Origin of the sequence: Luteibacter sp. 621 (genome assembly GCF_050435445.1) — a bacterium.
Taxonomy (GTDB): domain Bacteria; phylum Pseudomonadota; class Gammaproteobacteria; order Xanthomonadales; family Rhodanobacteraceae; genus Luteibacter.
This window is the reverse complement of the sequence record NZ_JBNDKI010000022.1, coordinates 1-22,172: the sequence shown is the minus strand read 5'-3', so window position 1 is coordinate 22,172 and position 22,172 is coordinate 1. Positions and strand designations below refer to the sequence as shown.

The following is a 22,172-nucleotide window of genomic DNA, read 5'->3' as shown; positions in this document are numbered from 1 at the left end:
TCCCCTTAGATGCCGTTCTTCACGGAGAGGTGGCCGTGCGCGGGCACCCCCCAGTCGGTACCAATGACAACGATGTAACGACCACCCACAGGCAGGTTGGGAAGCGTCAGTGAGGTCGCGGTGCTCGTGTTGACGCGGGCGAAGGGGTTCTGCAGCCATACCAGACCCACATCGGGGCGGTACACGGAGATCGTTGCGTTCCGCCCGGCTGTGTCGGTGACGATGTCGTCGAACGTCAGCGTCACCGTATCGCCAAGCTGTGCATCAAACGATGTGCGCTCCACGACCATGCGTTGATGCGCGAGCTCTTTTGGCTCGTCGTAAGCCAGCGCCCCCAGTTCGACGTTCCGCGTCAGTGACGCATCGAACCCCACCATGGCTTCACGGTCCGGTGTTACCACCACGGTGTAGATTCCGCCGAGGGCGTTCCACCAATCGCGGATACAGGCCGGATCGGATGCGTAGCAGTAGAAGTTGTCTACGTTGCGACCGTCCGGGTCGTATACGGCCAGGGTGAAATAGCTCGATCCGACGATCGACACGTTTTCCAGGATGAACTCGAAGTTTCCACCGGCACCCGTGTCAACATTCATCGACACGGTCTGGCTGGGTGTAAGGTTCTTTAGATGTTGTGCCGATGCCTCCGAGACCGTCGCGCCCGTAACGCCAGGAACGACGGTCAGCGAGCCGTGCGCAGGCATGGCATAGTCCGAACCGATCACCACTTCATAGTCACCCGTGACCGGCAGGTCGCCGAGATTCAGGGTGAGGGCATCGCGTGAGTAATAGCGCGCGTAAGGGTTCTGCACCCAGATAAGCCCGGTGTCGGGTCGGTACACCGATACGGTGACGTTATACCCTGCAGGCGTGGATCCAAGGTCGCTCAAGCGGAGCGCCACGGCCTGACCGATCTCTCCGTGGAAGCGGGTGCGCACGACATCCCCAAGGCCATGGGTGAAATCCTTGGGCTGGCCCACCGTCATCGGGCCGAGATCCGGGTTGCGCTGAATCGTCGCATCGAAGCGAATCTTGTCGTCTTCCTGCGCCTGCGCAACCAGGCGGTACTTGCCTGCTTTCGCGTTCCAGAAGTCGTGAGTGCAGGCCGGGTCACTGAAGTAGCAGTAGTAGTTATCGACGTTGACGCCCGACGGATCGAAGACGGAGACGTAGTAATAACTCGCCCGTCCACCGTCGTTCGATTTGTTCGTCATCACCAGTTCAAAGTCGCCTCCGTTACCGGTATCTGCATCCAGATAGATGCTTTGTCCGTTGGTATTGGCCTGGAAATGTTTCGTTACGCCATCGGTGATGCCATCGCCCGCTACGCCAGCGACCAGCGTCAGGGTTCCACCGCCCGCGAGGCCATAATCGCTGCCTACCGTGACGAGATAGTCGCCCGTGACGGGAAGGTCCGGCAGATTGAGTATGTGGAGGTTCTTCGAGTACATGGAACTGTACGAATTGTTCGTCCACACCAGGCCGCCATCGGGCCTGAAGACCATGACCGTCGTGTTGTATCCGGCCGGGGACGACGTCACGCCATCCAGCCTCAGGGCCAGGGTCTGGCCCTGGCTCGCGCTGAACTTGAGCCTCAGTACGTCGGCAAAGCCATGGCTTATATCGACTGGCGTGCCGATCTGTAAGGTCCCTCGATCGACATTGCGCTTTAGCACGGCATCGAAGCCGATCTTGGCTAACCCGTCCGGTTGGACGACCACAGTGTAGATACCTGCGCGAGTGTTCCACCATTCACGTGTACAGGCCGGGCTGCTCAGGTAGCACGCATAGTTGTCGACGTTGACGCCATCGGGGTCGAAGACGGCGATGGAGTAGTACGTTGATGCGGTGGTCACGCCGTTGTACAGGCTGAACTCGAAATCGCCTCCCGTGCCGGTATCCACTTTCAGATACAGGTTCTGTGCGCTTGTGCTCGCATCGAACCGGTTGGGGTGCGCGACGGATACATTCGGATCCGCCTGCCCCTTGAACAGGGTCAGCGTACCGGTCTGCGGCAAGCCTACGTCGCCACCCACGATAACCACGTACTCGCCCGCGACCGGAAGGTTCGGCAACGTGAGCGTCGTTCGATCGCGCGAATAGAAGCTGCTGTACGGGTTGCTTTCCCAGATGGCGCCGCCGTCGGGCCGGTATACGAGTACGTTGGTGTAATACCCCGCAGGCGTGGATGCCAGGTTGTCCAAATGGAGGATGGCCGTTTCACCCGCTTCAGCGCGGAACGTGTAACGCAGTGCTTCACCCAGGCCCCGCGTGATATCTGCCGGGACACCCGGCGTTAACGCGCCGACGACCGTATTCGGCCGGCCGGTCGCCTGGAGGGCCAGGGACGAACCGCCGGAGCGTACGACGACGGCATACGTGCCCTCGACCAGGTTCCAGAAGCTTCGCGCGCACGCGGGATCGACCGGCCAGCAGGTGTAGTTGTCGATATTGGTTCCGGCGGGGTCGTAGACCTGGACATAGAAGCTGCCCGCCTTGCCACCATCGCGGAGCGCATCGGTGAATGCGATCTCCAGGTTGTCGCCTGCGTGTGCATCGAACGTCAGCGTAAGGTCGCTCGCAGCGCTACCTGAGCTGAATGCGTGTTTCGCCGCATCCATGGGGAGGTTGGTCGGCTGGTGATGCGGCTCATCCGTGCCTGCCGAGAGTGTCGCCTTGACGTGGCCGCTGGCGGCGAGCCCGTAACCAGGCAGGGCAATCACCGTATAGGCGCCCGCGACCGGCAGGTTGGCCACCGACATGACTTGGCTCGCATTCACCTGCGCATCGGCAAGGCTGCGGGTGTTGTTGGTGATCAGCCCGACATCGGGGCGATAGACGAGGAACCTGACCGGCGCGCCGGCTGGGTTCGTGACGATATCGGTAAGCTGGAGCGTCAGCGTATCGCCCGCATTGGCGCTCACCGTGAAGCGCCGTGCCTGGCCGGCTCCGGTGCTTAGGGGCGTGGAGACCCCCGGGGCGAGCGCCGTGGTCAGGTGCGACTGTACGCGCGCGTCGAAATGGACCGTGCCACCGTAATTCGGCGTCGCGGTGAACCGGTAGCGGCCCGGCGGAAGCGCCCACAGATGGAACTCGCAGCTATTGCCTGTATTGCTGGTCACGCAGCTATCGCCGGCAACCTGGCGGCCTGTCGAATTCCAGACGTACACGTAGAACTGTGGGTACTGGGCGCCTGTCGTGGTGGCGCTGCTTAGGGTGAGTTCCAGATCTTGCAGGCGCGTGGTGGTGAATTCGCCGTACGCTGCTTGCCCGTTAGCCGTGGAGTCGAAACGGACAGCGCCACCGTCGACCGGTATGGCCTTACGCCCGCCTGAGACGGAGGTGATCGTCGATGTGGCAGGAAGCCCGTACGACGGAAGAAGCAGCACTCGGTACATACCAGCTACAGGCAGATCGACCAGGTCGACCACGCCACCCTGGCTGACGGTGAAGTCGGTATATGCCCTCGTCGACTGCACGATCGCGCCAGCGTCTGGACGATAAACCAGCACACGCACGCTCCCTCCCGCGGGAGTGGTCGTCGTACCTTCGAACTTCAGTGCAATGCCATCGCCTGCATCAGCCGGGAACGTAAGCTCCATGGGCTGGCCTTGCGCCAGCGACACCACCGTGGGGGTGTCCCTTGCCAGCACCGGGCCTGTCGCACGCCGGCGGACCATGGCGTTGAAATGCAGCGTCCCGCCGTAGTTCGCGCTCACCGTGACGTTGTAGCGTCCCGGCGGCAGCCGCCAGAGGTGGTACTGGCAGCTCGCGCCGACGTTCGCCGTGACACAGCTATCTCCGAGAATATAGCGACCCGCCTGGTCACGGATCTCCACATAGAACTGCGGATACTGCGCACCGTTGACCGCCACGTCCGCGAGCGTCAGCTCCAGATCCTCGTTCGGCCCCGCCGTGAAATTGAGGTACGCGGACTGCGTAGGTGCGTTGGTGTCGAACGTCGTGCCGTCACCGCTACCGTCGATCGCCCCAGCCTCTCCGGAAAGAATGCTCGCCACACCACTGGCCGCCGTGCCGTTCACAGGCAGGATCATCAATGTGTAGCGACCCGTCGCGGGGAGGCTGGGGAGGTTGACCAGACCTGACGAGGTGCTGACGAAATCTGTATAGGCTCGTGTTGCCGCGGTGATTGCACCGGTGTCGGGGCTATACAGGATGAAACGCACCCCCTGGCCACCGGCGCTCACGATGTTCGAGACCTGCAGGGCCACGGTGTCGCCCGCCGTCCCATTGAAGCCGATTTCCTCGGCGACGCCCGTTGCCAGGGCGAATGCGAGTGGCGTGTCCTTCGCGAAAGAACGGCCCGTGACGTGCGTCCGGAGACGCGCATCCAATGTGAAAGTACCGCCGTAATTGGGGTCGATCACCGCGCGGTAGTGACCCTTTGGCAGGCGCCACAGGTGGTACTCACACGCCGGCTGGTAGCAATAGCCGCTCGCGACATTCCTTCCCACGCTGTCATAGATGTTGACGTATACCTGTGGGTAAGCGGCGCCCGCGGTCGTCAGGTTGTCGATCACCAACTCGTTCATCGCGTTCGGCGCGATGTCGAAATCCAGGTAGCCTGTCTGTCGGTCCGTTCGGGTGGCGATGTGGCCAGCGTCACCGTCAGCGATAAGCGGCGTTACCGCGCCGGCAAAGAGCTGCAGCCGGAACGTCCCGGCCGCCCCCAGATCGGGAAGCACGATAACGGTGTAGTTACCGCTCACCGGGAGCGCAGGTAAATTGATCGTCCCGGCCGGCGAGATGCTGACGTCGGCATACGCCACGGTTTGCGTCGTGATGGCTCCGGCATCTGGGCGGTACACAAGGACACGTACCCCCGCGGCGGCGGGTTGCATGACCATGTCGGCAATGTGCAGGGCAACGGTCTGCCCTGCCGCGGCTTCGAACGTGACGCGCTCCGCCTGAGCGGCAGGCAGGTTGAACGCGAGCTCGCCGTCCACGGGTAGTGCGCGACCGCCGATATGCTTGCGCAGGATGGCGTCGAAATGAAGTTCGCCGTCGTATACCGGTACCACCGTGACCTGGTAGTGGCCCCCGGTGAGATACCACAGGTGCAGCGCGCAATTGCCGTTGGCACTATTCGTGTAGCACATGGGGCTTGCGATCTGCTGGCCGCCCGGACCAGTGACGTACACCTGGTATTGTGTGTAGCCCGATCCAATAAGCGTCGCGCCCTGGAACGCCAGCTCGTAACTGGCGAGCGGCTCGGCGTCGAAATCAAAGTAAACGTTCTGCTTGGACGCGACGGCGTCGAAGTGCTGCGCCGGTCCGCTAGCCGATAGGCTCCCGGTCGCGACCTTCACCACGGCCACCTGCATGTTGCCCGTGTAGCCAGCACCGGGCCACGCGATGAGCTGCCAGGTGCCACTCTGTGGCACTGACGGAATGTTAAGGCCGCCCGCACCCGGGAAGTTATTCCACGTGTAGGCGATGCCGCTGGGTGACCGCACCTCGTAACCCACGTTCGCCCCGGCCGGCGTTGTTAATGCCGGGTCGATCTTGACGACGAGCGTCTGTCCCTGCTCCGCGACAAATGTTCCACGCACGCTCTGCGAGGCCCCATGGACCGACAAAGTCGTGGGCTGCCCAGTGATGGACCTGTTCGACTCCACACCGACGGTGAAGCTGGCCGGTGCGCCCTGCGGCGTGAACAGCACCAGATACGTACCGGAGCCACTCAAGCGGGCGAGGTGAAGCGAGAGTTGCGACGGATCGAGATAGCCCTGCTGGACCAGGGTATTCCCCGGTGCATAGACCTGGTAGGTGACTTGGCTGTTGTTGGTAACGACGTCGCTTAACTGCAACGTGACCCAGTCACGCCCGTCGTTATCGAACAGCAGGGCCCCGATCTTCCCCGCACCCGGCATTTGCAGCGACACATGTGACGAGTCCATGGTCGCGACACCACGCGATGCGATCTGGCCAGGGGCAATACCCAGCGGGACGACCAGCACCGTCTGCGTCCCATCGGCCGTGCCGTAAGGCGTTTGCACTGATACGCGACCGCTACTGGCAGATTTGGGCAAGATGGCGGCGAGGGCGCTGTTGGTGGCAGCTTGGGCTATATCCAGCGATCGCGTACCGAGGCGAAGCGAGGTCTTCCCAGGGATCGGGTACAGATGCGTGCCCGTCACGCTTAACGTGTCACCGGCCGCCGCGGTAACAGGAGTGACGTCGCCAACGGTTGGCGGCAACCCCGTGTCGTCCACGGTGAATGGCGCGTCACTCACTACCTGGCGCCCGCCCACGGCAAGGGTGACGGGACCCGTTGTTGCGCCGAATGGGACCGTGGTTCTGATTTCGTTGGCGGTCGCAGACGTTACCGTCGCCGCCGTACCGTTGAACAACACGGTGTTGCCGGCAACCTGGCTACTGAAACCCTGGCCGCGGAGGGTGACAGGCGTCTCGGCGGTGCCATGGGCAGGGACCAGCGTGAAGAGACGAAGCTCGGAGGCCTGCACGCGTTCGACACGAAGGATGTTTCCCATCGCATCGTAGACGTACCTGGCGCTTTCGCCACTGTCGTCGGTAACGACAGCGAGCCGGCCATTAGCGTCGTAAACGTATTGGGTTGCGCCCGCCGGACCTGCGATTGCGAGCAGGGTAAGGGCGGCCATGGTGATCCACGAAGCGAGCTTCCTGCGCGCGCACCGAGTACGCGTCCACTGCGAAACCATACGCACATCCCCTGTGGCCGGCACCCTGCCAGCCTTCCCTTTGATAACCGGCTGCCCTTTCCGGTCCCCTGATACGTCGCAATAATGTACGCATCCAGTGATTCGAAGAATGCTACGCGAATCACAGTTTCCTGCGCAATCGTGTGCCTCGGGCGATAAATCGCCGTCGCGCGTGCGTTTGTAATTGCGATCTGCTATCTATGCCGCCACGCCAGGGCGGAGCTGCCCTGTGTCTCGCCGGTCCGAGGGGGATCGGGCCCATGTCTGGAATGACATCGATGAAGAAATGGACCGCCTGCACGTTCGCCCTGGTAGCAGCCCTTGCGCTCGGCGCCTGTAGCAAATCAAACGACCAGGCCGCGAACGCGCCTGCCAGCGCTGCCGCCAAGAAAGGCACGGTGCCGCGCCCCGCCGCAACCGCCGATGAGAACACCTGGGGTCTGTACCTGGCCGACCAGGGCAAGGTGCACGCTGACGATATCGGCATGCGGCCGTACATCTACGTGATTCCGGCCGGCGAGGGCTCGATGGCCGAGGACCGCCGCAAGAACGAAACGGACTCGATCGTTCACGGTGCGGGCTCGATCCTCATCCCGGGTGCGTTGCTGATCCTGGGCGGACCGGATGCGACGGTGACGAACGCGTTCATCGAAAGCCTCGGCAAAGAGGTCAAGCCGGACACGTTGAAAGGCGTCACCGTCCTTATCGTTGGTGACGGCGCGCAGAAGGATGCGCAAGCGAAGATGCTCGCGGCCACGGGCGCTCGCGTCCGCGTCGCTGCGATGTAACCGACGCATCCGCTTGCGGAGCGTAGGATGCGCCCGGCCGTCGCCCTGACATGTGTTGCGTTAGCGCTTGCCCTTGCCGGGGCAGGCGCGCTGGCGTTCATGCGCGCACCGGGATCGCAGGGATCCCGCGCTGACGACGCGCCAGCCCACCTTGGCGCGAAGCTGTTCACGGATGTCCGCATCAGTGCTGATGGCAGGACGAGTTGTGCTACCTGCCACGTGCCCGGACGTGCATTCACCGATGGCAAGGCCGTCGCCACCGGTATTCGCGGTATGGCCGGGACGCGAAACACGCCTTCGCTTACCGCGGCCATTGCCTCGCATCGCACCTCGTTCTTCTGGGACGGCAGGCGTGATCGCCTGGAAGATGCGGTGATGGATCCCTTCAGTAATCCCGTGGAGATGGGACTTCATGATCGGCCCGCCATCGCCCGGACAGTCACCGCACTGCCGGACTATGTCGAATGGTTCCCCGCTGGTAAGGACACGCCTGGGGCGGCGGCGGATGCCATGATCGCCACCGCGCTGGCCACGTACCTGCGGGAGCTACCGTTGACGCCGACCCGCTACGAACGATTCACCCGCGGCGAGACAGCGGCGCTCGATGAGCGCGAAAAGCTCGGGATGCGCATTTTTTCTGGGAAAGGCCAATGTGCCGCGTGCCATGTACTCGACGGGGCGAAGCTCACCGACTACGATTTCCATCGGTCAGGCGTCAGCATGGACGATATTGCCGCACGCCTTCCCGAGTTGACACAAGGCGTGCTCAGTCGGAATCTGTCGGGCGGAGCGCTGGGCGATCGCGTGGCGACCCACGCCGACGAAGCCCAGTTAGGCCACTTCGCCGCGAGCCACCGCGTGGCCGATATCGAAACGTTCGCCACGCCATCGTTGCGCGAAGTTCGGTTCACCGCGCCGTACATGCATGACGGGAGCGTCCCTACGTTGGATGCAGCCGTTGATCGCGAGGTCTACTACCGTGGCCTCGATAGCGGCTATCCCATTGGTCTCACCGCGCAGGAGCGGGCGGATCTTATGGCGTTCCTGCAGACGCTGTAGCGTCGGAGTCTTTGTTGATCACTCGCTCAACGTGGTCCTGAAAACGATCCTAGCGAGGAACCTTCGACACGCATCGATTTCGTTCATAGGATTTCTGCAATGGCTTAATCGGATTCCAAGCGAGAGTGTTGTCTTCGATATGTAGCGGCTCGTATGTGGGCGCTCGATGCACCAGCAGGACTGAAGGAAGAAGTCCGCGGCGCGGGGAGCATGATTCCGCCGCACGCCTTCGGAGATCTTTCCGTAGTGAGGCACGCGACAGTATCCGTTCCGCGTTCAACGCACTACAGCCGAAGAACATGATGTAGTAAGGCACTAGGCCGGCGCCGTAGTGTGACATCGCGTCATGCAGGCCGTTCTTCAGTTCTTAGAGGGCTCCTGTCTTTCTATCGCTTATCTCAGAATACGACCTACTATGAAATGCGACGCACCGTGGCACAGGGTCATCATGCGGTTGAGAAGGGGGGGATTCGCCCCCCCTCGGAAACGCCGGATCCGATCGAGAGCGCTTATATGCCAGGGCCGTAGCGGGGTAAGCGCCAGGAAGTCAAATGGGCCGTGGGCGCGGTGACCCAGAGGACAGTGCCCTATCCGGTCCTATGTCTCAGAACAACTCCCCCTGCGGCGAATGAATCCGCGGCGGCACAAACTTCGACGTATCCAGAACGGTATCCCAAGCCCGGTGTAGCCCCGCCTTCCTCGAAGCCACCTGCACCCGCTTCCTGATGATGTCCGCAAACACACCCTGCCCGCGCATACGCGTCGCAAAGTTGCTGTCGTAGTCCTTCCCACCATTCATCTGTTGGATGAGGCTGATGATGTGCGCGGCCTTCTCGGGGTAGTGCACATCCAGCCATTCGCGAAATAGCTGCTTCAATTCGTGCGGCAAGCGAATGCACGTGTACCCAATCGAGTTCGCGCCGTTCGCCGCAGCTCGTTCGATGATGCCCTCGACATCCTTCTCATTAAGCGCCGGAATGATCGGCGCGACGAGCACGCCCACCGGAACCCCTGCATCGTGCAACGTCTTCACCGCCTGCAACCGCCGATGCGGCGCTGACGCACGCGGCTCCAGCTTGGATGCCAATTTGTTATCCAGCGAGTTGATCGAGATGAACACCTGCACCAGGTTGCGCTCGGCCATCGGCGCGAGGATATCGATGTCGCGTTCGATCAGCGCGTTCTTGGTGACGATGGTGCACGGGTGGTTGCACTCGTTCAGCAGCGCCAGCGCGGCGCGGGTAAGGCGCCAGCTCTTTTCGATCGGCTGGTAGGGATCGGTATTGCTGCCGATGTTGATCGGCTTGCAGGTGTAGTTCTTCTTGGCCAGCTCGTCGCGGAGGATGTCGGCGAGGTTGGTCTTGGCGAACAGCTTCGTCTCGAAGTCCAGGCCGGCCGAGAGGTTGAGGTAGCCATGTGAGGGGCGGGCGTAGCAGTAGATGCAGCCGTGCTCGCAACCCCGGTAAGGGTTGATCGCCTGATCGAAGCCTACATCGGGCGAGTCATTTCGTGACACGACGCTACGGGCGACTTCCTGGCTCACGGTGGTAGCGGGGCGGCGATCATCTTCCTCGCGGTGCCAGCCGTCGTCTTCGGCCTGGTACCGGGTGGATTCGAACCGGCCCTCCGGATTGGAGGCGGCACCGCGGCCCTTATGTGGGCGGATCATGGGGATCGGCTGGCTCATCGTACAAATGTACACCATCCGAATCTCAGGACACGCGACCTGCCGAAAGGGCTTCAGTCGTTCGAATTTTGATGCCAATCACGAACTATCAGCGGTTCCGAGGGCTGAGATTCGGCTATTCCTTCACCTATTGCCGAAAATTCCTACTCATATTCGGTCACCACGAATGTGAACTGCGTCACATAACGACCTGCCTCGTCACCCGCTGCCACGGCGGCCACTGCCTAAGCAGTTGTAACGCAATCTTCACAAGGTGTGGCACGCAACTTGCTGATACGCCCCCGCTCCCGACCAAGGGCAGCTGTCATCGATCAGGGAGGACCAGAGCGATCGACAGGGGGGCGCCCACCACTGACAGGACTTTGCATTTCCCATGAATAGAATTTTTCGCATCGTCTGGAACAAGACGATCGGCCAGCTTGTTGTCGTTTCCGAGCACGCTCGCGCCGCCGCCAAGGGCGGCCGTTCCGCCGCTGGCGGTTCTTTCGCATCGACCACGCTGAAGCGCGTTGCACTGGGTGCCGCGATCGCGTTGTGCGGTGTCCCGTTCGCGAGCGCCCACACGATCTCGGTGGGCTACACCAACAACGGCAGCGGCAACCTCACGTTCTGGTACGGCACGTACCATGCGCCGACCGAGGCAACGGGCTTCGAAGGCCAGTTCCAGCTGACCGGCCCGAACGGGTACAGCGAACTGGTCGATTTCAGCCAGCGCGCCACGTCGACGCCTGACGGACTCGAGGATGGCGTCAACAACTTCTACGCCGACTCCATCAATGGCAGCACGCTCACGCCCGATAACGAGACCGGCGAAGGCCCCGTCCAGACCTGGCAGGGCGTCTCGTTCAGCGACCTGTTGCCCGGCACGTACACGTATACGTACGTGCCTATCGCGAACCCTTCGGTGTCGTGGAGCCCGTGGGCGCCCGTACTGACGAACACGCTGACCATCACCGGCGCCGATCTGAACGGCGTGCCGATGATCGGCGGCAACACGTATACCGAGGTCGATCCGGAGCTCAACTACGAGTACTCCATCCTGTTCAACGACGGCATCTTCAAGCCGACCACTGACGTGACGAAGGATCAGGACGTGACCGTGCGCAGCGGCGGCGGCACGGTCGACACGACCAACGGCGATGTGACCTTCACCGGTGGCCTAGACGGCAACGGCACGCTGACCAAGACCGGCGACGGCACGCTGACCCTCACCGGCCCGACCACGCTTACCGGTGGCATCGATGTCAACCAGGGCACGCTGCAGGGCGATACCGGCAGCCTCGTGGGCGTCATCGACAACAGCGGCACCGTTGCCTTCAACCAGGACACCGACGGCACGTTCGACGGCACCATCAGCGGCACCGGTGATGTCGTGAAGGCGGGTACCGGCACGGTCACGATCGACCAGGCCAACACCTACACCGGCAACACCACCGTCAACAGCGGCACGCTTGCCCTGGACGGCGCCGGCTCCATCGGCACGGGCGATATCACCGTCGATACGGGTGCGACGCTCGACACCTCCGCAGCCACCCATGACACGACGGGCACCTCGCTCGCGGGTAACGGCAGCGTGCTCCTGGGCGGCAACGACCTCAACCTGACCGACGCGCACGATACGTTCAGCGGCACCATTGATGGCACCGGCGGTGTGAATGTTAGCGGTGGTACCGAAGTGCTCACCGGCACGAACACCTATACCGGTGGCACGAGCGTCAGCAACGGCGGCACCGTCGCGATCTCCAACGATGGCGCGCTCGGCACGGGCGGCCTCACCCTGAACGATGGCACCCTGGCGACGACGGCCGACATGTCGTCGACCCGCGCCATCGATGTCGTGGGCTCGGGCACGATCGATACCGCCGCGAACACCACCCTCGACAACGCGGGTACCGTCGCCGGTACCGGTGACTTCATCAAGGGTGGCTCGGGCATCCTGGACCAGTCCGGCGCACTGACGCAGGACGGCAAGACCATCGTCGATGGCGGCACCCTGGTGCTTAGCTCCACGGCGAACACCTACACCGGCGGCACGGTGGTCAACTCCGGCGCGGGCCTGCAGATTTCGAGCGACACCAACCTCGGTAATCCGTCGGGCGACCTGACACTTAACGGCGGTGCCCTGTACACCACCGATACGATGTCGACGTCGCGCGATGTGCATGTCGATGGCACCGGTGGCGTCTTCGTCAACGACGCTGGCGAAACGCTCACGCTGGGTGGCACGGTAGATGGCACGGGTAGCGTCTACCAGGCGGGCATGGGTACGCTCGTACTCGCCGGCAGCAACACCTACGCGGGCGGTACGACGGTCGCCAATGGTGGCACGGTGCAGGTCGCCAACGATGGGAACCTGGGTGCTGCCTCGGGCAGCATTACCCTGAATGGCGGCACGCTGCACACCACGGGCGATGTGGATTCGGCGCGCAATGTCGCGCTCTCCGCCGACGGCGGCCAGTTCACCACCGATATCGGCACGACCTTCGCCACCACCGGCGATGTCACCGGCGACGGCACCATCTACAAGAATGGCGAAGGCACGCTGCGCATCGATGGCGACGCGAACCAGACCGGTGGCGTCGTCGTGAACGATGGCACCCTCGTGCTCAACGGTAACAACGGCTACATGGGTTCGACCGTGATCAACGGCGGCACGACCCTTGAAGTGAACAGCGGCAATGCCCTGGGCTCCGCGCTGGGCAACGGCCTCATCGTTTCCGGCGGTACGCTGCACAGCACGGGCGATGTCGATACCAGCAAGCAGGTCGCCGTGCTCGGCGGCATGACGTTCGATGTGGATAGCAACACGACGACCACCAGCAGCGGCGAGATTCTTGGCGTCGGCCCGGTCGTGAAGAGCGGCAACGGCACGCTGGTGCTTGACCACGCCAACAGCTACACCGGCGATACGTGGATCAATAGCGGCACCCTGCAGATCGCCAACGACAACAATCTCGGCAGCGACGGCAACATCGTCTTCAACGGTGGCATCCTGCACACCACGGGCGACGTGAATTCCACCCGTGACCTCGTGCTTGATGGTAATGGCCTGATCGCCGCCGATGCAGGCACCCGTATGGTCACCTCCGGTACGGTGTCCGGCAGCGGCGTACTCGCCCAGGGCGGCGCGGGTACCCTCGAAGTGGACGGCGTGGCATCGCAGACGGGCGGTACCTATGTCGTGAACGGCACCATGGTGCTCACCGGTAACAATACCTACACCGGTGGCAACTACATCGGCAACGGCACGCTGCAGGTCGGTTCGGATGCGAACCTGGGTGATGCATCGAACGGTATCGACCTGATGGGCGGTACGCTGCACACCACGGGCAGCTTCACCACCGCGCGCAGCATCACCCTTGACGGCACGGGTACGTTCGATACCGACGCGTCGACCAAGGTCACGGCGACCGGCAACGTCAGCGGCGTGTCCGGGCTGGTGAAGAACGGTGAAGGTACGCTCGAGATCGATGGCGTCGCCTCGCACAGCGGCGGCACCACGGTGAACGACGGCACCCTGATCCTGGGTGGCAACAACACCTACACCGGCGGCAATACGATCAACGGCGGTACGCTGCAGATCTCGTCCGATGCCAACCTCGGTGCGGCGTCGAACAACATCGCGATCAACGGCGGCAACCTCACCGTCACCAAGACGATGACCACCGACCGCGACATCGTGATTGGTGCGAACGGCGCCAGCATCAACACGCTGGATGGCGTGACGCTTAACCAGCAGGGCGACATGAGCGGTAGCGGCGGCCTGGTGAAGCTGGGTGGCGGCACGCTGATCGTCAGCGGTAACAACACCTTCACCGGTGGCACCCTGATCGACGGCGGCGTTATCCGCATCGATTCCGGTTCGTCGCTCGGTACCGGCCAGATCCTGCTTCAGGGTGGCACGCTGCAGACCGTGGCGACGCTCGGCACGGGCCAGCAGGTGATCATCAGCGGCAACTCGGGCGTGAACGTGGATGCGGGCACCACCACTGTGCTCTCCGGCAACCTGGCCGCAGCCGCAGGCGATGCCTGCTTCGTGAAGTCGGGCAAGGGCAAGCTGAGCCTCACCGGCTCGGCCAACCTGGGCAGCGGTACCTGCGTGCAGGATGGCATCCTGAGCGCCAACGGCGACCTGAACAGCGCCTTCGTGCAGGTGGATGCCGCCGGTACGCTGCGCGGCACTGGCCACATCAGCGGCCCGGTGAACGTGGAAGGTACGCTTGCCGCCGGTAACTCGCCGGGCACGCTCACGGTGGCGGGCACCGTGACGATGCAGGCCGGCGCCACGCTGCAGGTCGATATCGACGGCCTGGGCACCGGCAATGGCGCGGGCAACTACTCGCGTGTGCTCGTTACCGGCGCCGGCAACCAATTTGTCGCCAACGGCACGCTGGCTCCGACCCTGCGCGGCATCACGGGTGATGCGAGCAACACCTACACGGCGGCGCTGGGTACCACGTACCGCATCGTTACCGCGGAAGGTGGCGTGACTGGCTACTTCACCTCGATCACGCAGCCGACCGCCGGCCTCGCCGCGAATACGCGCTTCCTCGCGTTCTACGGCGTCGATGGCGGCCACAGCATCGATCTGCGCGTCACCCCGGTGTCGTATGCACAGCTGCTCGGTGCCTCGGCCAAGCGCAACGGTCTGGCCGCCGCAGGTGCGCTGGATGGCGCCGTGGTCGCACAGGATGCCGGCACCGCTACGGCCGCACAGAGCACCCTGCTGTACGCCGTGTCCTCGCTCGGCGCGGACAAGGTCGGCACGATGGTGAGCAGCCTTTCGGGTGAAGTGCATGCCGATGAAGCGGCAGCGGCACGCAATGCAGGCCTCGGTATGCAGCGCGATGTCAGCGACCACCTCGGCACCGATGTGCAGTCGGCCGACACGGCACACAACGCGTGGGCCAACGTCACCCGCGATGGCAACCGTTCCATCGCCGATGGCCAGGGCAGCGGCTTCGAGACCGGCACCGACCGCACGACGGCCGGTGTGGATCTCTACGCCGCCAATGGCACGGTGATCGGTGTGGCTGCGACGCACCACGACACGAACGTGATCGCCCACGGTGGCTCCGGTTCGATCCGTGGCAACTCCGGCATCGTGTACGCCCAGCAGGCGCTGGGTGGCTTCGTGCTCGATGGCATGGCCGCACGTGGCACCACCGACTGGTCGACGCGCCGCGCCGATCCGATGGGTGGTGGTTCGCTGGATACGCGTACCTCGGGCAAGGACACCATGGCCAGCGCGACCCTGCGCATGCCCATGCAGACGGCCTCGGGCAACCGCATCGAGCCGTACGTGAGCGCGGTGTGGCAGAAGGTGGAGCGTGATGCATCGGCCGAACGCGGTACCTCGGTCGCCGCGCTGTCGCTCGATAAGCTCTCCGAAACCGGCACGCGCGTCCTCGCGGGCGTGACGCTCGGTTCGAAGGCGGCCGATCCGCTGGCCACCACGCTGACCTGGCGTGCCGGTGTCGCCGTGGGTGCCGATACCGGCAACCTGCTCGACCCGACCGTGAACAACACGATGGCCGGCCAGCGCTTCGACACGGCCGCACCGGGTGTTGGCCGTGGCTTCGTGCAGGTGAATGCCAACGGCACGATGCGTCTGGCGAAGAGCACGTACCTCTACGGCGGCCTCACCGCTGAAGAAGGTTCGGGTCGCTCGGCGTATGGCGTGACGGCAGGTGTTCGCGTCGCGTTCTAAGCGCTAGCGAAGTGGAATGAGAAAGGCCCGCCGGTTCATCCGGCGGGCCTTTTTTGTGAAGTGTTTTTTGCGGCGTCGCTCCCTGTAGGAGCGTGCTTGCACGCGATCGGTTGTACCTCAATGCTCCAGCGGAAGATCCTTCGTCTCGCGCACAAAGAACAACCCAACCACAAAGGTCATCAAGGCGACCACCACCGGATACCAAAGCCCGTAGTAGATATCCCCCTTGTACGCCACGAGCATGAAACCAATGGTCGGCACAAACCCACCAAACCACCCATTACCAATGTGGTACGGCAAGCTCATCGACGTGTAGCGAATGCGGGTGGGGAACATCTCCACCAGCCACGCGGCGATCGGTCCATAGACCATGGTCACGTAGAGCACCAGGATCGCCAGAAGGACCACCAGCATCGGGTAGTTCGATTGCGAGGGATCCGCCTTGGCCGGGTAGCCCGCGGTCTTCAGCTGGTCATCCACCTTGCCGGTGAACGCCTTCTGCTCCGCCGTGAACGCGGCTTTGTCCATGCCCGTGCCTTCAAACGACTCGATGACCTCATCACCGATCTTCACCGTCGCCAACGTGCCCGGCGACGCGGCCGCATTGCTGTACGGGATACCCTTCTTGGCCAGCACGCTCTTGGCTACATCGCATGAGCTGGTGAAGGTGTGCTTGCCCACCGGATCGAACTGGAAGCTGCAGGCGTTCGGATCGGCAGTAACCACGACCGGTGCGTTGGCCGCGGCGGCTTCGATGGCCGGGTTACCGAAGTGGGTGAGGCCCTTGAAGATGGGGAACATAGTGAGCGCGGCGATCAGGCAACCCGCGAGCACCACCGGCTTACGGCCAACACGATCGGATAGCCAGCCGAAGAACACGAAGAACGGCGTGCCGATGAACAGTGCGGCGGCAATCAGCAGGTTGGCCGTCGTGGCATCGATCTTCAGGCTCTGGGTCAGGAAGTACAGCGAATAGAACTGGCCCGTGTACCAGACCACGGCCTGGCCGGCGGTGGCACCCAGCAGGGCAAGGATCACCAGGCGCAGGTTCTTCCACTGGCCGAACGCCTCGGTGAGCGGTGCCTTGGAGTGCTTGCCTTCCGCCTTCATCTGCTGGAACACCGGCGATTCATGCAGCTGCATGCGGATGTACACCGACACGCCGACGAGAATGGCCGAGATCAGGAACGGAATGCGCCAGCCCCAGGCATCAAAGGTGTCTGCACCCAGGCCAAGACGCGTGCCCAGGATCACCAGCAGCGACAGGAACAATCCGAAGGTCGCGGTGATCTGGATGAAGCTGGTGTACAGGCCACGCTTGCCATCGGGTGCGTGCTCGGCCACGTAGGTTGCCGCGCCACCGTATTCACCGCCCAACGCGAGGCCTTGCAGCAATCGCAACAGGATAAGCAATACCGGCGCGGCCACACCTATCGTGGTGTACCCCGGCAACACGCCCACAAGGAACGTGGAGGTACCCATGATGATGATGGTGACAAGGAACGTGTACTTGCGGCCGATCAGGTCACCGATGCGGCCGAACACGATCGCACCGAACGGGCGCACCGCGAAGCCCGCAGCGAATGCCAGCAGCGCGAAGATGAACTGGCTGGTGTCGTTCAGGCCGGTGAAGAACTGCTTGCCGATGGTGGCGGCCAGCGAGCCGTACAGATAGAAGTCATACCATTCGAAAACGGTGCCCAGGCTGGACGCGAAGATCACGCGTTTGTGGCTGGTACCGATGTTGCCGTCGGCACGCATGCCGTGTGCGGTGGTGGCCATGCTGCGGTCTCCGTCAGAACTTGTACATCGCGTTGAGGGTGTACTCGTTGCCGGAATCCGCCTGGCGACCGAGGCCATTGGTGGTGGTGGAGTTGATCTTGGAATGGATCCACTCGCCACTGAAATCGAACGGCCCCGTGCTGTACTGGAGGCTGAGCGCTTGCTGCGTACCCTTGAGCAGGCCGGCCGTGTTTGCGGCACGCCAGCGCAGCACATCGTCCTTGTCCGGCTTGCTGACCGAGCCGAAGGCGAACAGGGTCCAGTGCTTGTCGAACTTGTAGCCGGCCTGCAACCAGGCACCCTTGTCCTTGATGTCGCCGAACTGGGACAGGTCGCCGAACATCTGGCCGATCGCGTTACCCGTGTACACCGCGCCCTTCAGGATGAAGCTGCCCGGTGTCCACATACCGCCCAGTTCCACGGCGGTGCTCTTGATGTTCGACTTGATCGGGGTAATGGTGTTGCCATCCACGCCATGCAGGTCGACGCGGCTGTAATGCGCGCCCAGGAACGCCTGCCAGTCCTTGCCCTTCGCAGTGATGCGCGCCTGGATCTGCGGCTTGAAGCCGGCGTTACCTGCGGTGAGGAAGTTGGTCGTGGCACCCGGGCCGTTCCAGCTGCCTTCGTAGGCGCCCAGGTCAAACCGCCACTTGGTGCCTTCCGAGCCCTTGTTCAGGTCCTGCATCCACACGATGCCGGGGTAGCGCCAGCCGATCAGGCCGGTGCCGTAACCCAGCGGGAAGGCGATGTGCGAGAGCGACTGCGGCACATAATCCAGCGGGAACAGCAGCTGCCACATCTGGCCGATGCGGAAGGTGGTGCCGGAATCGGCGTTGCTGATATCCATGTACGCCTGGCGCAGGCGCTGTTCGGGCTGCGAACCGGCGTAGGCGCCGGTGCCGTTGAACCCGCCGAAGAAGTCCATCTCGATACGGCCGGAGCCGGACCAGTTCTCGTTGAACTTCGCGCCGGTGAAATCCAGCCAGAAGCGGGTGTTACGTACATCCACGCCCGTGATCGAATTGGCCTTGCCGGTGGCGCCGGGTAGCGGGTATTCGGCGTTCTGGCCGTTGCCGTACTGGTAGTTGCCATCCTGCTTGAAGCCGCTGACGTTGATGAAACCGTGCAGGGCCAGCGAGACGCCTGGCGTGGTACCGGTGGTGAAGGCGGGCTTGGCCGGCACGGCGGCCACGGTCTTCTCGACCTTGGTTACCTTTTCCTCCGTCGCCTGCGACTGGGTCTGGGCGGCCTGGGCCGTGGTGGTGGCCTCGGTGGTGGCCGTCTTCTGTTCCTGGATCATGGCCTTCAGCTCGGCCAGCTGCTGTTCCAGCTGGTTCACGCGCTGCTCCAGCTGCGCTTCGCGGCTGGTGGTTTTCTTCGATTTCGACTGGGCGTGTGCGAGCTGCGGCATGGCTGCGAGCGGCAGCATGAGTGCACAGGCAACGCTGAAGGCGATGGCCTTACGGCCACCGGAATGCGTGGTCTTCATCAATGGTCTCCCCAACCCTTGGCGAGCCGAGCATGTGGCACCCGGGCCCCGGCATCCATTCGCCAAAGGTCGAACCTCGACCAAAGTCGTAAGTGCGCCGCATCCGGATGCTGCGCCGCGACGTTACACTCAGGGCCCACGCCCCACGAACCATGGTTACGCAGGAGCCAGCATGTCCGAGATCCACCCGGTTGATCCCGCCTTCGCCGAAAAGGCGCGTGTCCGCAAGGACGATTACCAGCGCATGTACGCGGAATCGGTCCAGGATCCGGAGGGCTTCTGGAAGACGATGAGCGAGCGGCTGGACTGGATCACCCCGCCCACGAAGATCAAGAACGTCTCGTACGACCCAGCGAACCTGCACATTCGCTGGTTCGAGGACGGCCAGGTCAACGTGGCCGCCAACTGCCTGGACCGTCACCTGGAAAAGCGTGGCGACAAGACCGCCATCATCTTCGAGGGCGATGACCCCAACGAAACCCGCACCCTGACCTACCGCCAGCTCCACGCCGAGGTGTGCCAGTTCGCCAACACGCTGAAGAACCTGGGCGTGGAGAAGGGCGACCGCGTGGTCATCTACCTGCCCATGATCCCGGAAGCGGCCGTCGCCATGCTGGCCTGCGCCCGCATCGGCGCCATCCACTCGGTGGTGTTCGGCGGCTTCTCGCCGGATTCGCTGGCCAGCCGCATCGCGGATTCCAAGGCCAAGCTGATCGTAACGGCCGACGAGGGGTGCCGCGGCGGGAAGAAGATCCCGTTGAAGGCGAATGTCGATGAATCGCTGACGCGCCCGAACACCAACAGCGTGGAAACCGTGATCGTGGTGCGCCGCACCGGCGGCGCGATCAACCTCCAGTCGCCGCGTGACCGCTGGTACCACACCCTCATGGAGGGGCAATCCACCGATTGCCCGGCCGAACCGATGAACGCGGAAGACCCGCTGTTCACCCTGTACACCTCGGGCTCCACCGGCCTGCCCAAGGGCGTGCTGCATACCAGTGGCGGCTATCTCGTCTACACCAGCCTTACCCATGAGCTCACCTTCGACCTGCGCGAAGATGACATCTACTGGTGCACGGCCGACGTGGGCTGGATCACTGGCCACAGCTATGTGGTGTACGGCCCGCTGGCCAACGGCGCGACGGTGGTCATGTTCGATGGCGTGCCCAACTACCCGGACTTCAGCCGCTTCTGGCAGGTGGTCGACAAGCACAAGGTCACGCTGTTCTACACGGCGCCGACGGCGATCCGCGCACTCATGCGCGAAGGCGATGCGCCCGTGCAGAAGACCTCGCGCAAGAGCCTGCGCATCCTGGGCACCGTGGGTGAGCCGATCAACCCTGAAGCCTGGAACTGGTATTACCGCGTGGTGGGCGAAGAGCGCTGCCCCATTGTCGATACCTGGTGGCAGACCGAGACCGGCGGCTTCCTGATCACGCCGCTGCCGGGCGCGATCGACCTGAAGCCGGGTTCGGCCACGCTGCCATTCTTCGGCATCAAGCCGGCCATCGTCGATGCCGAAGGCAAGGTGCAGGAGGGTGCATGCAGCGGCAACCTGGTCATCACCGATTCGTGGCCAGGCCAGATGCGCACGGTATATGGCGATCACCAGCGCTTCATTGATACCTACTTCAAGGCCTACCCGGGTAATTACTTCACCGGCGACGGTGCGCGCCGCGATGAAGACGGCTACTACTGGATCACCGGCCGCGTCGATGACGTGATCAATGTCTCCGGCCACCGCATCGGTACCGCGGAAGTGGAGAGCGCGCTGGTCGCGCATCCGAAGGTCGCGGAGGCCGCTGTCGTTGGTTGCCACCACGACATCAAGGGCCAGGGCATCTACGCGTTCGTGACCCTCAATGCCGGCGAAGCCGGCAGCGAAGACCTGAAAAAGGAGCTGATCGCCGGTGTGCGCAAGGAGATCGGTCCCATCGCGGCACCCGATCACCTGCAGTGGGCGCCGGGTCTGCCGAAAACCCGTTCGGGCAAGATCATGCGCCGCATCCTGCGCAAGATCGCGGAGAACGCGCCGGACCAGCTGGGTGATGTATCGACGCTCGCGGATCCGGGCGTGGTGAAGAATCTCGTGGAAGAAAGACTGATCAAGTGAGCGACGTCCTCATCGCCGATGACCACCCGCTATTCCGCGACGCGTTGCAGCGTGCGGTGATAGCGGCATTGCCGGATGCCACCGTGCATACGGCCGATAGCGTGCCTGCGCTTTTCGCGCTCATCGAAACGATGCCGGAAGCCGACCTGCTGTTGATGGACCTGCACATGCCGGGTGCGCGCGGGTATTCCGCGCTCGCCCACATCCGCGGGCAGTATCCGGGGCTGCCTACGATCGTGGTATCCGGCCACGAGGAAGCGCAGGTGGCACGGCGTGCACTCGCGCACGGCGCCTCGGCGTACATCCCGAAGTCGGCCGCCGTAGATGACATCGTGCAGGCGGTTCGTACCGTGCTCGATGGCGATGTGTGGTTGCCACACCAACTGATGGGCGGCACGGTGGAACTCAAGCCGGATGAAGCCGATGTCGCCGCGCGCGTCGCATCGCTCACGCCGCAGCAGTTCCGCGTACTCAACATGATCGCGGAAGGTTTGCTCAACAAACAGATTGCGTATGACCTTGGCGTGTCCGAAGCCACGGTCAAGGCCCACATGACCGCGATCATGCGCAAGCTTGGTGTCTCCAACCGCACGCAAGTTGCGCTTGCCGCATCGCATCTGGATGTTGAGAAAGAAGCTATCCCCGGCGTATCCGAAGAAGAGTAACCCCTGTAGGAGCGGGGGGGGGGGGGGGGGGGGGGGGGCGGGGCGGGGGGGGGGGGGGTGGGGGGGGGGGGGGGGGGGGGGGGGGGCGGGGGGCCCGGGGCGCCCCCCGCCCCCCCCCCCCCCCCCCCCCAAACACACACCCAGCACCCCCACCCCGGCCCCGGGGGGGTGGCCGCGC

General features: G+C 63.5%; 9 protein-coding genes. 5 read left to right on the top strand and 4 right to left on the bottom strand.

From position 1 onward, the window contains the following. Positions 1 to 5: 5 nt before the first annotated feature. Entirely contained in the window at positions 6 to 6,641 is a 6,636-nt protein-coding gene (locus ABIE56_RS19095) for an RHS repeat domain-containing protein (protein WP_429245390.1), read from the bottom strand. A gap of 338 nt (positions 6,642 to 6,979) precedes the next feature. On the opposite strand from ABIE56_RS19095, the gene ABIE56_RS19090 reads away from it, so the two are divergent. Further along, a complete protein-coding gene (locus ABIE56_RS19090; protein WP_429245389.1) occupies positions 6,980 to 7,489 on the top strand; it encodes a hypothetical protein in 510 nt (169 codons plus the stop codon). A 27-nt stretch (positions 7,490 to 7,516) separates the two neighbouring features. Continuing rightward, positions 7,517 to 8,548, top strand: a complete 1,032-nt coding sequence (locus ABIE56_RS19085) for a cytochrome-c peroxidase (RefSeq protein WP_429245388.1) — start codon at positions 7,517 to 7,519, stop codon at positions 8,546 to 8,548. A 604-nt stretch (positions 8,549 to 9,152) separates the two neighbouring features. Here ABIE56_RS19085 and ABIE56_RS19080 read toward each other — a convergent pair. After that, a complete protein-coding gene (locus ABIE56_RS19080; protein ID WP_429245387.1) occupies positions 9,153 to 10,235 on the bottom strand; it encodes a PA0069 family radical SAM protein in 1,083 nt (360 codons plus the stop codon). Positions 10,236 to 10,608: 373 nt separating this feature from the next. Here ABIE56_RS19080 and ABIE56_RS19075 point away from each other — a divergent pair, with 373 nt between their 5' ends. Next, positions 10,609 to 15,945 (top strand): autotransporter-associated beta strand repeat-containing protein, encoded by a 5,337-nt coding sequence (locus ABIE56_RS19075; RefSeq protein WP_429245386.1) that lies wholly within the window; start codon positions 10,609 to 10,611, stop codon positions 15,943 to 15,945. A 117-nt stretch (positions 15,946 to 16,062) separates the two neighbouring features. Here the strand turns inward: ABIE56_RS19075 and ABIE56_RS19070 are convergent, their stop codons facing one another. Next, positions 16,063 to 17,727 carry an MFS transporter gene (locus ABIE56_RS19070; RefSeq protein WP_429245385.1) on the bottom strand — a complete coding sequence of 555 codons (1,665 nt, stop codon included), beginning with the start codon at positions 17,725 to 17,727 and terminating at the stop codon, positions 16,063 to 16,065. Between the two features lie 13 nt (positions 17,728 to 17,740). Further along, positions 17,741 to 19,216: a hypothetical protein gene (locus ABIE56_RS19065; RefSeq protein WP_429245384.1), complete on the bottom strand. Its 1,476-nt coding sequence runs from the start codon at positions 19,214 to 19,216 to the stop codon at positions 17,741 to 17,743. Positions 19,217 to 19,388: 172 nt separating this feature from the next. Here ABIE56_RS19065 and acs point away from each other — a divergent pair, with 172 nt between their 5' ends. Both acs and ABIE56_RS19055 read left to right on the top strand, forming a co-directional pair. Then, entirely contained in the window at positions 19,389 to 21,329 is a 1,941-nt protein-coding gene (acs, locus tag ABIE56_RS19060; RefSeq protein WP_429245383.1) for an acetate--CoA ligase, read from the top strand. Then, the gene (locus ABIE56_RS19055; RefSeq protein WP_429245382.1) at positions 21,326 to 21,994 is read left to right on the top strand and encodes a response regulator transcription factor; all 669 of its coding nucleotides are present in this window, start codon (positions 21,326 to 21,328) and stop codon (positions 21,992 to 21,994) included. Before acs ends, ABIE56_RS19055 begins: the two co-directional genes overlap by 4 nt. The last annotated feature ends 178 nt before the right edge of the window (positions 21,995 to 22,172 follow it).

Bases quoted from the DNA above. Each gene is read 5' to 3' on its own strand.
- ABIE56_RS19090 (WP_429245389.1), top strand. From the start codon at position 6,980: ATGAAGAAATGGACCGCCTGCACGTTCGCCCTGGTAGCAGCCCTTGCG.
- ABIE56_RS19080 (WP_429245387.1), bottom strand. From the start codon at position 10,235: ATGAGCCAGCCGATCCCCATGATCCGCCCACATAAGGGCCGCGGTGCC.
- ABIE56_RS19065 (WP_429245384.1), bottom strand. From the start codon at position 19,216: ATGAAGACCACGCATTCCGGTGGCCGTAAGGCCATCGCCTTCAGCGTT.
- ABIE56_RS19095 (WP_429245390.1), bottom strand. From the start codon at position 6,641: ATGGCCGCCCTTACCCTGCTCGCAATCGCAGGTCCGGCGGGCGCAACC.
- ABIE56_RS19070 (WP_429245385.1), bottom strand. From the start codon at position 17,727: ATGGCCACCACCGCACACGGCATGCGTGCCGACGGCAACATCGGTACC.
- ABIE56_RS19085 (WP_429245388.1), top strand. From the start codon at position 7,517: ATGCGCCCGGCCGTCGCCCTGACATGTGTTGCGTTAGCGCTTGCCCTT.
- ABIE56_RS19075 (WP_429245386.1), top strand. From the start codon at position 10,609: ATGAATAGAATTTTTCGCATCGTCTGGAACAAGACGATCGGCCAGCTT.
- acs (WP_429245383.1), top strand. From the start codon at position 19,389: ATGTCCGAGATCCACCCGGTTGATCCCGCCTTCGCCGAAAAGGCGCGT.